Origin of the sequence: Marinomonas polaris DSM 16579 (genome assembly GCF_900129155.1) — a bacterium.
GTDB lineage: Bacteria > Pseudomonadota > Gammaproteobacteria > Pseudomonadales > Marinomonadaceae > Marinomonas > Marinomonas polaris.
This window is the reverse complement of sequence record NZ_FQVF01000014.1, coordinates 32,144-46,289: the sequence shown is the minus strand read 5'-3', so window position 1 is coordinate 46,289 and position 14,146 is coordinate 32,144. Positions and strand designations below refer to the sequence as shown.

Annotated in this window: 15 protein-coding genes and 1 pseudogene; 1 reads left to right on the top strand and 15 read right to left on the bottom strand. The window is 42.3% G+C overall.

Annotated features, from left to right (window positions below; translation table 11 throughout):
- Window positions 1–53 precede the first annotated feature (53 nt).
- From BUA59_RS15030 to BUA59_RS15020, 4 genes and pseudogenes are all read right to left on the bottom strand, one after another.
- Window positions 54–1,325, bottom strand: a complete 1,272-nt coding sequence (locus BUA59_RS15030) for an ABC transporter substrate-binding protein (RefSeq protein ID WP_072840515.1) — start codon at window positions 1,323–1,325, stop codon at window positions 54–56.
- Between the two features lie 2 nt (window positions 1,326–1,327).
- Entirely contained in the window at window positions 1,328–2,311 is a 984-nt protein-coding gene (locus BUA59_RS15025; RefSeq protein WP_072840514.1) for a LacI family DNA-binding transcriptional regulator, read from the bottom strand.
- A gap of 184 nt (window positions 2,312–2,495) precedes the next feature.
- A pseudogene (locus BUA59_RS24160) lies at window positions 2,496–2,736 on the bottom strand (transposase); the annotation flags it as partial.
- Between the two features lie 107 nt (window positions 2,737–2,843).
- A complete protein-coding gene (locus tag BUA59_RS15020; protein WP_072840513.1) occupies window positions 2,844–3,797 on the bottom strand; it encodes a LysR substrate-binding domain-containing protein in 954 nt (317 codons plus the stop codon).
- Window positions 3,798–3,927: 130 nt separating this feature from the next.
- Between BUA59_RS15020 and BUA59_RS15015 the strand changes: the two genes are divergently transcribed.
- Window positions 3,928–4,170 carry a DUF1127 domain-containing protein gene (locus BUA59_RS15015; protein ID WP_072840512.1) on the top strand — a complete coding sequence of 81 codons (243 nt, stop codon included), beginning with the start codon at window positions 3,928–3,930 and terminating at the stop codon, window positions 4,168–4,170.
- Between the two features lie 175 nt (window positions 4,171–4,345).
- On the opposite strand, the gene BUA59_RS15010 is transcribed toward BUA59_RS15015, so the two are convergent.
- The 11 genes from BUA59_RS15010 to xdhA all read right to left on the bottom strand — a co-directional run bounded on the left by BUA59_RS15010 (window position 4,346) and on the right by xdhA (window position 13,916).
- Window positions 4,346–4,753, bottom strand: a complete 408-nt coding sequence (locus tag BUA59_RS15010; protein ID WP_072840511.1) for a hypothetical protein — start codon at window positions 4,751–4,753, stop codon at window positions 4,346–4,348.
- Complete coding sequence (locus BUA59_RS15005; protein WP_072840510.1) at window positions 4,750–5,184, bottom strand: hypothetical protein; 435 nt, start codon at window positions 5,182–5,184, stop codon at window positions 4,750–4,752. The genes BUA59_RS15010 and BUA59_RS15005 overlap by 4 nt, the downstream gene beginning before the upstream one ends.
- Window positions 5,185–5,242: 58 nt before the next feature.
- Entirely contained in the window at window positions 5,243–5,650 is a 408-nt protein-coding gene (locus BUA59_RS15000; RefSeq protein WP_072840509.1) for a hypothetical protein, read from the bottom strand.
- A 109-nt stretch (window positions 5,651–5,759) separates the two neighbouring features.
- On the bottom strand, window positions 5,760–6,194 hold the full coding sequence (locus BUA59_RS14995) for a hypothetical protein (protein ID WP_072840508.1): 435 nt from the start codon (window positions 6,192–6,194) through the stop codon (window positions 5,760–5,762).
- A 138-nt stretch (window positions 6,195–6,332) separates the two neighbouring features.
- The gene (locus tag BUA59_RS14990; RefSeq protein ID WP_072840507.1) at window positions 6,333–7,055 is read right to left on the bottom strand and encodes an HNH endonuclease signature motif containing protein; all 723 of its coding nucleotides are present in this window, start codon (window positions 7,053–7,055) and stop codon (window positions 6,333–6,335) included.
- A gap of 96 nt (window positions 7,056–7,151) precedes the next feature.
- On the bottom strand, window positions 7,152–7,835 hold the full coding sequence (locus BUA59_RS14985) for a hypothetical protein (RefSeq protein ID WP_072840506.1): 684 nt from the start codon (window positions 7,833–7,835) through the stop codon (window positions 7,152–7,154).
- A gap of 509 nt (window positions 7,836–8,344) precedes the next feature.
- Complete coding sequence (locus BUA59_RS14980; protein WP_072840505.1) at window positions 8,345–8,608, bottom strand: type II toxin-antitoxin system RelE family toxin; 264 nt, start codon at window positions 8,606–8,608, stop codon at window positions 8,345–8,347.
- Window positions 8,595–8,828, bottom strand: coding sequence for a ribbon-helix-helix domain-containing protein (locus tag BUA59_RS14975; protein ID WP_072840504.1), 234 nt, complete (start codon window positions 8,826–8,828; stop codon window positions 8,595–8,597). The genes BUA59_RS14980 and BUA59_RS14975 overlap by 14 nt, the downstream gene beginning before the upstream one ends.
- 402 nt (window positions 8,829–9,230) lie before the next feature.
- A complete protein-coding gene (gene xdhC, locus BUA59_RS14970) occupies window positions 9,231–10,097 on the bottom strand; it encodes a xanthine dehydrogenase accessory protein XdhC (protein WP_072840503.1) in 867 nt (288 codons plus the stop codon).
- Window positions 10,094–12,424: a xanthine dehydrogenase molybdopterin binding subunit gene (xdhB, locus tag BUA59_RS14965; protein WP_072840502.1), complete on the bottom strand. Its 2,331-nt coding sequence runs from the start codon at window positions 12,422–12,424 to the stop codon at window positions 10,094–10,096. Before xdhB ends, xdhC begins: the two co-directional genes overlap by 4 nt.
- Window positions 12,417–13,916, bottom strand: a complete 1,500-nt coding sequence (gene xdhA / locus BUA59_RS14960) for a xanthine dehydrogenase small subunit (protein WP_245813164.1) — start codon at window positions 13,914–13,916, stop codon at window positions 12,417–12,419. Before xdhA ends, xdhB begins: the two co-directional genes overlap by 8 nt.
- Window positions 13,917–14,146 lie beyond the last annotated feature (230 nt).

Here is a 14,146-nt window from a genome sequence, read left to right as displayed (position 1 = left end):
CCGTGAAATTTAAAAAGGAAGTTGGCAATAAAATATTGCCAACAATTTAAATGTTATTTATCAAATGGTGGGTAATTCATGTTGTCTTCGATATCATCATCAATCGCCATCGCAGCCCGATTTAATGCGGTATCTATATCTGCACCTTCGAAAATATTCTTTAGCGCTTTACCAAACTCACTGGTAATGACCGGATAGGCTGGATGTACTGGGCGTACTACTGCAATTTCTTGTGCTTGCAAGGCTAACATTTCAGCCTTACCACCTTCAGCAAACATTGGTGTCATTTTTATTGAATCTCGACGAGCAGGGATATAACCAGTAGCAGTACTCCACTTCGCAACTTGATCAGCCGACAACACAAAGTTTAAAAAAGTAGTAATATCTTTTGTATTGTTTGATGAAGATGGCACAGCCCATCCCCAACCACCATTTGGTGCATACGAATGCTCACCAAACCTAGGAGCTGGAATTAAAACAAGGTCATCGCCTAATGCTTGCGAATGAGAACGCCACATCCAGTTACCTACCCAAGACAAAGCAGCTGTTTTATCACCAAAAAAACGGTTATCTCCAGCGGTCGCAGGAACAATATAGCCACTATCTATCCAGCTTTTCATTTTATTGATAGCGGATTTGGTTTCTTTGCTATTAATTGTTCCGTCTGCTTTCCAGGTTTTTTGATTGATAATGTCTCCACCAGCGGATTTAATGAAGGGATAATAACCATAAGTATTCCACTCCCCACCATTGCCTAATTTAAAATCAAGGGGCCATTTCACGCCATCAACTTTAGATAACTTTTTCAACACCTCAGTAAATTGGTCGTAATCCCAAGCATCCTCAATTGTTTGAGGAGCAACGATACCCGCCTTGTCTAAATACTTTTTATTTCCCCACAACAAAACCGATGAGTCACCTTGGCTTAACATATAGATCTTGTTATCTGGACTATAAGTTCCTTGAGCTCTCACACCGGGTAAAATTTGTTCAAGCACCTCTTTATCCAGCATATTACCAATAGGTTGTAACATACCTGACCAAATGTAGTTGGCCATGTTTGGACCATCAACCATTACCACATCAGGTAAGTCATTTGACATCCAAGCAGCTCGGATTGCATCGTCATAAGAAGGTATGGGTTGAATTTTTAGCGAAACATCTTGCCCTGCAAATTTTTCATTAAAATCCTTTTCCATTTGTACAAAGTATTGGCGTTCTGATTCACCATCAATAACCCAAGCAGTTACTTGCTTCGCTTGTAGAAAATCAGAGGCAGTTAACGCTAAAAGTCCAGTTAATAATGGAATTTTTATTTTTTTCATTTTTATTTCCTTTTTAATTGAAGAGAACTTTCTCTTAGCACCAATCTAGGCAATAATAATTGCGCAGAATAATTTTCAAATTTTTTATTTTCTTTTATCAAATCGAGCATTTCTTGAAAACCAACGTGTGCAATTTCTTGCATCGGCTGAGAAACACTTGTTATTCCCAGTATCCTTGAAGTAAAAGTGTTATCAAAACCAACAACCACAAGATCTTTTGGAATAACAAATCCAAATTCCGTCAATATTTCAATTACTTTTTGCGCCACCATATCATTCATACAAAATAAAGCAGATATCTTTAAATTTTGATTCTCATCTATACAACTATTAATAAATCCTTTCAGAAAAGTCCCTTCCACAGCATTGAATTGAAATTCTTCACTAATATTAATACCAAGTTCATTAAGCCTATTTATAAAACCAATATACTTCCCTTCCTGTTTAGAGATTGGACCTATATATCCAATCTTGTTATGACCAGAAGAAAAAAAGTGATCGGCCACTAAACGCCCTCCCTCAATATGATCAACACCAACGCTAGGAAGGCAGGGAGATGTTTGTGTTAGTAATACTGTTGGAAATGGAAGGTTTTTAATTGTTTGTAAATACTCCGGCGATGTTGAATGAGGAACTAAAAAAACACCGTCAACCCCATGACTTTTACACTCAGCTAAAGCAATTTTTTCTTGGTGTAGATTATGACGGCTATTAAAAAAAAGAATACATCGTCCATTATGAAACGCCTCATTCTCTAGAACTCCTAATAATTCTGAAAAAAAAGGATTAGAGATATTGGGAAAAATAACACCAAAAATATTGCTCTTTTTTTTAATTTTTTCCTTTTTTTCATAGTTTAGTTCTTGCATTGCATTTCTAACAACTGCAAGGGTTTCTACCGAAACTTTATTAGGTTCATTAATCGCTCTTGAAATGGTTGCAATTGAAAAACCAGTATGACGAGCAATAATTCGAACCGTGGACATAAAAATACCTTTTTTTATATTTAAAAGATTATAAAAACGCTTAGCTAAAATTGTATAGCCTGATTAGAAGCATAATGGTGAACAACACAAAAAAATCAGTAAAATACTGAAAAAAAGCATGTAACAAAGCATCCTTGTTACATTTCTTTGCACTTCAACCTACCATTGATTTGAGCGATTATCGTAAACAGTCTTCCATAGCTGGATCACCCATGTTGTTCCAGTTCTGCATAAAGTGAATACGTAGCATCCTGGCGAGCCGGTATAGATGACGGCCATAGCCAGCTTTTGGATAAAAGGGTTCAATTTGCGAAGCTGCCGCCAAGGAATTAAATTAACTCACCCTTTCTTCGGAGAAAGAGCTCTTTTCGGGTCTTGCGGCATTTATTAGTAAATTCAGTGTCTGCGAAGGAGAGTTGGTTCATATCAGAAAGAAGGCTTCATAGGACTGAGTCAGCAAAACTATCTCATGCTGCTGACTTTATCGCATATTCCTTAGCAAGGATAAATTCTAGATAGCAATGAATTAAAACTACACTTTAACCTCTTCCATATCAGGGTTATTTTTCAAATACGCCTTCCAAGAGGAATCAATCACCTTTACCTCATCTTCAATCCAGCGTTTGAACGTCATCACCTTTTGATACTTAAAATGCGGCGCAGGCGCAACAAGATAAAAGTCATACTGCGACTTCATATAAATAGGCAGCGGAGAAATCAACTGCCCCTTCTCAATTAGCTCATACACCAAACCATAACGCATCATTGCCAAACCTTGTTGAGACAACAACGCCTCCACCAAGGAAGTCGAATCCGCCACATGCAAATGCGATTTCATCGGCATATCGTAAAGATCCAAAAACCGCTGCAACACAGGCCATACATGCCGAACATCTGGCCCAGTATCAGTAATAATCGGAATATTGATTAACTGCGCCTTAATTGGCTGGTCCAGATTAATTATCGAAGGATGGCAAACCAGCACCAAATGTTCCCTGAATAACAATTGCGATTTCAGCCCCGCATATTCACCTCGACCTAAGCGAATACACAAATCCAAATCACTATCAGTAAAAGTCGATAAATCAATACTCGGACTTAGGCGAAGGTTAATCTCCGGCTCTTGCGATTGAAACCCACCCAAACGCGACACCAACCAACGACTCGAAAACGACGGCACCGAACTAATCACCAAGGTATTGGGCGTAGGATCTTCCATAATGCCTTTCACACCTTCTTCCAATAAACCAAATGCCCTCTCAACGTAGTCAAACAAATACTGCCCTTCCGACGTCAGCACCACTTGGCGAGTGTGTCGTTCAAACAACTCAACACTCAACGCCTGCTCCAAAGTTTTGATCTGCTGACTCACCGCCGCCTGCGTCACAAAAAGAGACTCCGCCGCCTTTTTAAAGCTCAACGTCTGCGCCGCATAACGAAACGCCTGCAAAGATTTCAGCGGCGGTAAAGCTCGATTAGAAGACATGGAAAGCACCTTTTATAAGTAAGATTTTCTTAACTATAAAACACTTTTTCTCGTTTGTCGCACCGCAATTAAAAGCCGATTATTTGAACATAAAGCAAACAAACTAATTAACAGAGAAAAGGATAGCGCCATGAAAAACTGCACATCAGAAGAAATGAACAACCACGAAAAAAACCAACTAGACATAACTACTAGCTGCAAAAACTCATTAGCTAAACTAAAAGAAAACACATGGAAACAACGCCTAGCCAAAATAGCGCACAACTGGCGTACAAGAAACAGACTGAGCCAACTCAACGACGCTCAACTAAAAGACCTCGGTTTAACTGCTGCGGATGTGGATCAAGAAGTGAGAAAACCGGTTTGGAAGTGATTGCGTGGGGGGGGAGCAAGGGCCCTTTGGTAAGTACCCTTGTTGCAGGGTTGTGGTTTCTATAGACAGGGTTGGGTTGTATTCTAACGCCTCATTAAGGTGTGAGCAACGCTACCACCAAACCCAACGATGGAATGAAAAATGCCATGCGTTGGAATCACTCTTAAATGCTTTGTTATAAATCGTTTGCGCCGCAGAAAAAAAACCTATATCTCATGCACGCCTCCTCCAATTTAGCAAGGTTTAGCGGTATTACCCTAAAGAGTCGAAAACTTTGTAAGTTTTGTAAACGACCTACATATTGATAATGAGTTGGTTCAATTACGAAAGGAAAAATACCGTACTTCTTTGTTCGGACTATGTAAATATTACTACTTGGACTGTTTTTTTGACGCTCAAGTGTCAATCTTACATCTTTACCCTCGTCTTCAGCATCAAAATAATATCGATGAGCCAAACAACCGTTACCATTAACGAAAACGTAAAACTTGCCTAGTGAATAATAATCTTCTGGTAGCTCTTGTGGAAAGACGAGACCATCAGCTTCTGGATAAAAAGATAAATATTGGACGGTGTTTTTCAAACTTTGACCCTTAGAACAGAACTACCGTTTAAGTATTTCTCTGCGGAAGCTGACTCCCACTTATACTGATTTGCATCTTCGATATTCCCACCTACAATTGGAGACCAAACCATATCAACACCAAAGTTATAAGATTGTGGCACTCCTTTGTATTTGATCTTTCGTTTCCAGTAAAGCGCGATATCACGGTCAATGGATAATATATCGAAACTAAAAAAATCCATTTCAGTCATTTCAAACTTTACTACAGCATATGGCTTTTTATACCTTGCTCCTCTCTTTTTTGCCCAAGCAAACGCTTCATGTGCCATATCTCCGAGATAGAAACCTTGTCCCAGTTCTCCACCGCCCAACTTTACGCCAATAGCACCAGAAACAATATTGTTTCCATCAGACTCTAATGTGCCATGATATGACAAAATTTCGTTCATCTTTTTCCTGTAGATTTATAACGCCTCAAAGCAGCGGTTTATCCGCTGCTTTTTTTTGTTATGCGTCTTTGCCCTGATATTCATATGTTTCTTGTAAATCAAATGCACTTGCTAGAATAGGCTGTATTTCTTTAAGCCAATTTAAGGACTTCACCGAATATCTGGAAGCAGCAATAACAGCAAGGGATTCGCCACTGGCAGATATAATATCCAAACCAACAAAACCATTACCTTTTGCAGGCTCCATTTCATAGAGCTGTATAGAATGAGCTTCAACTAAGCTTGCACTTATACTTCTATTATTTTTTATACAGCCTATCTTTTTTCTATCTTCACTGATCCATGCGATAAATCTGCCTTTATAATCGCTAACATAGCGATCCTTAATTTCAACGGGGGCCTGATCCTTTAAGGGAATATCAGCTTCTACATCTACCGGTCTGTTAATTTCGATCCAATTATTCATATATTCCGCATAACGCCGTTGTAACCGGCTAAAAATTGTTGACTAAAATGTGAAGCGAAGCGTAACAGCCAACAGTTTTTTGTCCGCGTTGACAACCTTGTTATGTGTTTTAAATGCCAAGCCTATTTTGGTAAAACTTTAAGATAGTCAAAGCATTACTTAATAATAAACTGCTACGTTCAGGATCAAACCACGTACCATTAAATTTTGCTCCGTGGTAAAGGTTGTTTCTTATCCTTGATATATGCGCAAATAGCATTTGTACGCTTTGCTCGTTGTTAGGGACATCAACCCAAATGATTTGGTTTTCTTCGTTAGCCGATTGCTTTTTAGGTGGAGAATTTAAAATATATTCTGCGACTTGTCTCTCTTCACCTAACTCATTGAGAAAATCGTTACCAATTTCTTGATTTGCGTATCGATCCCAATCGACTATTAATTTACCTCTATTCACTACAAAAAATCCCCTTTCTTTGAGCGAGGATTCGTATCGTGCAAATAGCTTAAAAAACTCAAATGCTAATAAATCTAACTGATTTTCCAATGAACTTTCCTAAACACATAACGCCCGCGTTAAGTGGTGAACAACGACAACCACCAAACCTAAACCATTGTACCTTCAACACTAAACCTGACTAGAACTGAAACCGCCAGCGTTGTGAATCCGTCTTTGAACGCTTTGTTAGACTTCTTTTACGACCAAGGCTTGCTTCACCCTTTCTAAAGTAGAGCGAGGCAATTTAGTGTCAGTCAAAAGCTTCGCATAATAACTGCTACATGCCTCTGAATTCACATGAACATTACCATAGCTATCAAACTTAAATGCTGCCGAATCATATAGTTTGTGTAGATCACACCTCAAAACAATGCCATTTGATGGAATATCAGAACCTCCTTCAGCCACAGGTATAATGTGAGCTGCTTCAAGAACAGTGTTGCTTTCTTCTCCAGTAAGAACACAACATTTATCAAGCTTCATTAATAACTTTCTAAATTGAGCTTGTTCTCTCTGTAACTTCGTTGAAGTTACTCTTCTACGCTGTGACGACTTTAAAGGGGAATCTAAGCGAACCCAGCGACAAATGCCATTATGTGAATGATCGACATCATCAAGCCAATGAGCTTCACCTGAATGTTCATTAGGTTTTAAGAGCAAGGTACTTGTACCCCAGCATACTTCATCCGGGTCGATATCCGTATTGACACTAGAATCATACTTTATTTTTACTTCAACCATGCCATCTTCTAATTTGTTAATCTGTGGTTCGATAACGTAGTTATATTCACCACCAGAATCCCATAGTTCCGATGACGAACGAACTAGCCCAATAGATTCGAAGTTATCATAATCAAACTTAATGACCTCTTGAGATTCTGACCAATAAACAATGATGCCTTTGTCCATAAAGTCCCTACTAAACTAAATATGAAGCCTAACGTTTGGTTAAGGGGCGGGCTTTAGCCCGTCCCAGTGAGCGAAGCGAACGATTTGAACCATTTGTTATAAGGAAAATTTAGGTATAAATTTCACAAGAATTATTGCGTAAACAACTATTACTAGAGCGCCAGCCACAAAGAAAGTAATCGGACTGCGTTGATACATGCGCAGATAAAGGCGGAAAACGTTTAAAATTGGATCTTGGCTACGCTCGCGCGCTATCAACGCACGCTGTAATTCACTTAATATATGCGACGCTTCCTCTCTTTCATTATTTGATATAGCGGCTTTTAGATCATTGAGTACAGGCTCATATTTCCTTGGTACTTCTAAAGTGGTTTTTTTATCGACAATGCTATGCATTTCATCTGTGATTTTTCTAACGGCTTCGTAGTAGTGCTGTTTTTGATCTGCACTCAGATGTCGGCTTCTTTCAAAGCGCAACACAACGTCACCCAACCAATGGTCAATATGGTAGTCACCAGATAGGTCGATATCGTTATCTCGTTCCACTGCACGAAATATAGATCTTAGCTTTTTCTCATCGATAGAGGCTTGGTTAACGATCATTCCTTCGAGAAGATCAATAAGAATCTCTTTTGATTTCCTGACTCGTTCACGGCGAATTTTCTTCCCAGAGAACCAAAGGCCAAGAGGCCCCAGAATGAAGAATACAAAGCCGACTAAGAGTGAAATAATGATGCTTGAACTATTTGCATCCCAAAAAGCAACTAAAGAGCTCCACATGTATTATTGTTTTCCTTATAACATTTTAATAGTGCGCATGCTCGTTTAGACAATTTCAAAACTGTCCAAAAAACCTTATAAACAATTGAATAATAAAAGTTTTATAAAACTATTCACAAAAGTGAAAACTGGAAAAACGAGCATGCGTGTTATTCCTTTTATCCACAGCGCGTTATTTCTGCTCTGTGGATTCTTATTCATTGATACTAAAAGACTTTCTAACCAGCCACCAGTAAAAACACACACTTTTTTGATTATTTTTCAGACAAAACAAACCAGAAATCCACGTAATGAAAAATAAACTGTATATTCACGCAGTGTAGAACACTATTCCATTTCGCCTATTTCTACTCCTAGATAACGCTCTACGTACAAAGGAAAGCTTCGCTTTCGCGGCACTTTTTAAAATATATAAAAACCGCTTCGCTCATCGTACCTTACGGGTGAATGAGTTAGGGCGCAAAGTATTCGGTCATTTATGTGAAGCAAGGAGAAAACCAAGAGCAAAGCTAATTGTTTTTGTATACGGAAGATCTATGTGCAACTTTAATCACGTTTATGATCAATACGTCATCTCTTATCTGATAGATGATCCGATATAAACCTTGCCTTACGCGATAATTATCTAAACCCGATAGTTTGATGCAGCCTTCTGCTCTTGGGTTGTCTGCAAGACTTTCAATCTTTTGAAGTATTTTGGGTACGTCTTTTTTAGGAATATTCTTAAAATCTTTTCCTACTGACTTTTTAAAAGAAATTTTATATTTTGCCATTCGCTTTCAGCTCGTTTAGAAAAACTTCATAAGTCACTTCTGGCTCATTTACTCGTTCTGACATGGCAGCGAGGTCTTCTTGATCTTCTCTCATAAGCAAGCGTACCGCTTCATCAATTAGTTCTGAAATAGAAACATCTGATGATGCCGCTCGCATTTTTAACGCTTGATGGATAGCGGGTTCAAAATAAACAGTTGAACGTTTTGATAAATTACTCATGTTACACCTCGACGATTCTTTTGGGTTTTAACATTGTAGCGTTATAACGTTAAAACATCAAAACTCAATAACGTTCAGCAACCTCGTTTTATACTGGACAGATTATGGGAGCAAAGCGAACGCTAAGAGCGAGGTCAAACAGCAATCTATAACAGTAACGTCGAGCGGTGGCGTTTGATTTGCTCGCGTCTCCAACGGAAGTTAATACAAAGAAAGCTTCGCTTTCGCGGCAGATTACGCTTCGCTTATCGTGCCCTACAGGTTGGTAATGCTGACTTTAAGGGAACAAGGCAAACACCAAGAGCGAGGTCAAAAGGCTTTAACCGCCGCTAAACAAGCTAGGATTGAAAAATGACATTCCTAAGAGGTAGGCGGTAGTTTCGATGAAGGAATGTCATTTTTTCAAGTTTCTACGACTGAGCCACTTAAGGCGTTGTTGATTTCTTTCCAAGTAAGCCCACTGCCCTTTTTCGCTGGCGCTTTGGTTTGGGTGACTTGGATGATTTGCCCTGCGATGGAGATGGCGATTTCGAAGGGCTTTTTGCCTGCGATTTCGTTTAGTCCCACTGGGCAATGTACCGAGTCGATTTCCGCTTGGCTAAATGAGGCGCTGACGAGGCGTTTTTTGAAGCGTAGTGCTTTGGTTTTCGAGCCGATTAAGCCGATGAATCGGCAGTCTTTTCGATCCAATAAGGCTTCCACCAACTGGTAATCCAACGCGTGATCGTGGGTCATGACCAAGGCGATTTCGTTATGACTCATGTGTTCGATGTGTTCCAACATGGATTCATACAGAAACGGTGTGACGTTACTCGGTAACCCTTTGATATTGTGGTCTTGAGCAAGGTTTTCGCGGCTGTCGACCCATGAGATTTTCGCTTGCATGTTGCCCAAGACATTGACCAAGGTGGTCGCCACATGACCCATTCCAAAAATGGTGATCTTAGTGGCGGGCTCTGGAAAATACTCTAGCAACACGCTGACCGTGCCGCCGCAACATTGGTTGGTTTTGGCGGCGAGCGGAAAGTTTTCCAACACATGAGAAGGCGAAGACGCATCTTGCAGCATGGCACGGGCTTTTTGGCAGACAGCGTATTCCAGCTGTCCGCCGCCGATGGTGTCGAAGCTGTGTTCCTCGGTAATAATCATCTTGCTCGATGATTCCCGAGGCGCAGAACCTTGGGTGCCAATCACGGTGGCGATCACCCAAGCTTGCCCTGCTTTTTCTACTTCCTGTAAAGCATGAACCCAGCTCATAGAAGACATCATAGGCTTGCTTCCTTAGCTGCTTGCATGGCGTAAAATACCGCTTCTGGCGTGGCTGGCACGGCCAATGGTGGCGAGATCTTGTGATCGGCAACTGAAGCACAGGCGTCTTTTAACGCACACCAAACGGAAATCCCTAGCATCAATGGCGGTTCACCAACGGCTTTTGAGCGATACACCGATTCTTCACTGTTGGCACGATCAAAGAGTTTGACAGTGAATTTTTCTGGAATATCCGCTGAAGTCGGAATCTTGTAATTAGCAGGGCTGTTGGTGGTAATGCGGCCTTTGTCATCCCAGCTTAATTCTTCTGAGGTGAGCCAGCCCATGCCTTGCACAAACGCGCCTTCGATTTGCCCAATGTCGATATCCGCGTTTATCGAATCGCCTACATCGTGCAAGATATCAACCTGCGTTACTTTGTATTCGCCGGTAAAAGTATCGACGATCACTTCTGCCACAGCAGCGCCATTGGCAAAATACAAAAATGGTCGGCCTTTGGCCGCTTTGCGGTCGTAACCGATTTTTGGTGTTTTATAAAACCCAGTAGACGACAAAGACACGCGGTTCATGTACGCCAGTTTGATGAATTCAGGAAAGCTCATTGTCTCGCTGCCTAGAATCACTTGATCGTCTTCAATAGCGAAGGCATCCGCTGCGATACCAAAATGCTCCATGGCGAATTCTTGCAAGCGACCTTTGATCGTCATCGCTGCATCCAGTGCCGCCATACCGTTCAAATCCGTCCCTGCTGATGCCGCGGTTGGCGATGCGTTTGGCACTTTGTCGGTACGAGTAGAGCCAACGTTGACGCGTTGGTAATCAATGCCAAAGGCTTTGGCAACAATCTGCGCCACCTTGGTATAAAGTCCCTGCCCCATTTCCGTTCCGCCGTGGCTCACATGAACGCTGCCGTCCGTGTAAACATGCAGCAAAGCGCCACCTTGGTTTAAGTGTTTCGAGGTAAAGGAAATGCCGAATTTTACTGGCGTGAGTGCTAGACCTTTTTTCAAGAAAGGGTTCTGCTTGTTGAAGGCCTTAATCGCCTCACGGCGAGTACGATAATCTGAGCTTGTTTCCAATTCTTCGATAAGTGTCAGTAACACATCATCGTCTACTTTTTGTCCATACGGCGTGGTGTCTTTATTCGCTTGATAGCAATTGAGTTTGCGAATATCCAACGAGTCTTTGCCTACCGCGCAGGCGATTTCCTCGATGACATTTTCTGCCAGCAAAACACCTTTGGGTCCGCCAAAGCCTCGGAAAGCGGTATTAGAAACCGTGTGAGTTTTACCGCGATAACCGCTGATACGAGCGTTCGGCAAGAAATAAGCATTGTCCGCGTGGAACATAGCGCGATCGACAACGCCGTCCGACAAATCTGCCGTACAACCACATTTGCCAACCATGTCGTATTCCGCCGCGAGGATCTCCCCTGCATCGGAAAAGCCCACTTCATAGCTGTTCCAGAAATCATGACGTTTGCCGGTTTGCACCATGTCATCTTGGCGCGGCATACGATATTTCACCGGACAGCGATTTCGTATGGCGAGTACTGCCGCCATACAACCAAGAACCGCTGCCTGAGATTCTTTACCGCCAAAGCCGCCGCCCATGCGTCGCACTTCAACGAGCACTTGTGCCACGGGTAAACCCAGCACACGCGCCACCAGCTTTTGCACTTCAGCAGGATGCTGAGAGGAAGCAAATACCTGAACGCCACCATCTTCATTGGGAGTCGCGACACTGATCTGCCCTTCCAAATAAAAATGCTCTTGGCCTTTGATGTACATATCGGATTTAAGCTTGTTCGGCGCGGTTTCTAGTGCGCCTTTGGCATCGCCACAGCTAATGGTATGAGTTGGTAAAACAAATTCTTGGCGCTCTAACGATTGGCGAGGATGCAAGGTCGCTTCTCGCGGTTTGTATTCAATCTCAGCCAAAGCAACCGCTTGTTTCGCAGCGCGTAAACTGGTTGCCGCGACAGCAAAAATCGATTGCCCAATGAAATGCACAAAATCGCCAGCCAGCAATAAGTCACCGCTCAATACGGGCGACACATCGACTTCACCTGGAATATCCGCTTGAACAATCACATCGACCACACCAGGATAAGCGCGAACTTTATCCAAATTGATCGACACGATATCCGCGTGAGCTTCGGTCGATAAACCGGTCGCCACATGCAGTTCATTTGGCCATTCTGGCATATCGTCGATGTAAACCGCTTGGCCTGTCACGTGTTTAATAGCCGATTCATGAACAGGTAAAAGTCTATTATTAGCGCCGCTTTTTGTGCCTAAAGTGAAATCTTGTGGAAGTTTACGCATGAGTGCTTGCCTCCGAACCAGTCGATAAAATTGAGTCAGTGACCGCGTGACCAGAGAAAGTCACCACGTTGGTGCCATTCAGTTCCAGCCACGCTTTGCGGATCAAATTACACGCCATGTCCAAACGATATTTCGCGCTGGCTCGCATGTCGCTCATTGGCGTTAATTCGCTGCGTAGTGCTTCGATGACTTGGTTTAACGCTTGTTTGTCATTGATAAGTTTACCCGTCAACGTCGCTTCGGCTTTTAGTCCGCGAATCGGCGTGGCCGCCATGCCACCAAATGCCAAACGCACATCGGTTAACGTGCCGTTATCGACTTCGAATCGAACTGCCAGCATGACACTGGAAATATCGTCTTCCATGCGTTTCGAGACTTTATAAAAACGATGAAACTGAGCGAGCTTATCGAGAGACACATCAAACGACGCGATCATCTCATCCTTCGCTAATTGCGTTTGTTTGTAGCCTTGGTAAAAATCCGCGATATTCACCGCTCTTGTGCTGCCGTCGTTTTTCAACAATTGAATGTCTGCGTCAAACGCCAATAATAGCGGCGGTAAATCGGCAATTGGTGAGGCGTTCGCAACGTTGCCGCCAATCGTGCCACGGTTACGAATTTGTCGAGACGCGATGCGACTCAGTAAGGCATTCATATGCGGATAAAGCGTCTTGCTGAAATCTTCCAACTCGCTGTAAGTGACCGACGCACCGATGGTCAACGACGCTTCTCCGATATGTAAATGTTTAAGCTCGGTCACGCAAGATACATCGATCAAGGTGTCAAAATCACGATAGCGCTGAGTATTCTCTAGCATCAAATCGGTTCCACCGGCGATCAAAACGGCCTCTGGATTGGACTTCAAGGCGTGAGCGAGTTGATCTAAATCTGTGGGTTGTAAATAGTTGCTGCTGTCATGAGGATCTGTTTGTAGGCTTTCAAGCTGGGTTTTGATGCTAGCGTTTTTACTCATCAGCTCGACATAAGGCGTTTCATTAGAGACTTCGACCATAGGCTCTTTAACCATGGACAATCCCGCATCGATGATCGGGCGATAGCCAGTGCAACGGCATAAGTTACCAGAGATCGCATCGCAAACCGCTTCACGGTCGATTGGCTGCTCGCTGCTCTGTTTATTTTCATAAAGCCCAGCTAAGGACAACACAAAACCCGGCGTACAAAAGCCGCATTGAGAACCATGAGATTCCACCATGGCTTGTTGAGCAGGATGCAATTCACCCGTCTTGGACAAATACTCAACTGAGACAATATGCTTGCCAGTCAAGGATTGCATTGGTGTGATGCACGAATTTAGCGTCGAATACGTCAGCTCCCCGTCTTCCAATGCACCAACAAGAAGCGTACACGCACCGCAATCGCCAGATGCACAACCTTCTTTTGTACCCGTTAATCCACGCTTTTCTCTTAGGTAACGCAAAGCGGTAAAGTCGCTAGGGAGCGTGTTATCTTCGATGAGCTCATCGTTTAGCATAAATTTCAAAGCGCTCTCCTTATTTAAAATAGTGTCTATGATGGTGGTTATGATTGTAGTTGAAATGCAAAAAGCTGACCAATCGTACAAAGTTTTAATTAAAAACTAATAATACAGGCGGAACAAGCGCCGTGACGCTTTTTATAAGCATTCTTTTAATAATGCACCTTCTTTCTAGACTAGCACTCAAAGCACTCTCTGCTAAAGAAGCTAGAAAGGATTGAAGCACA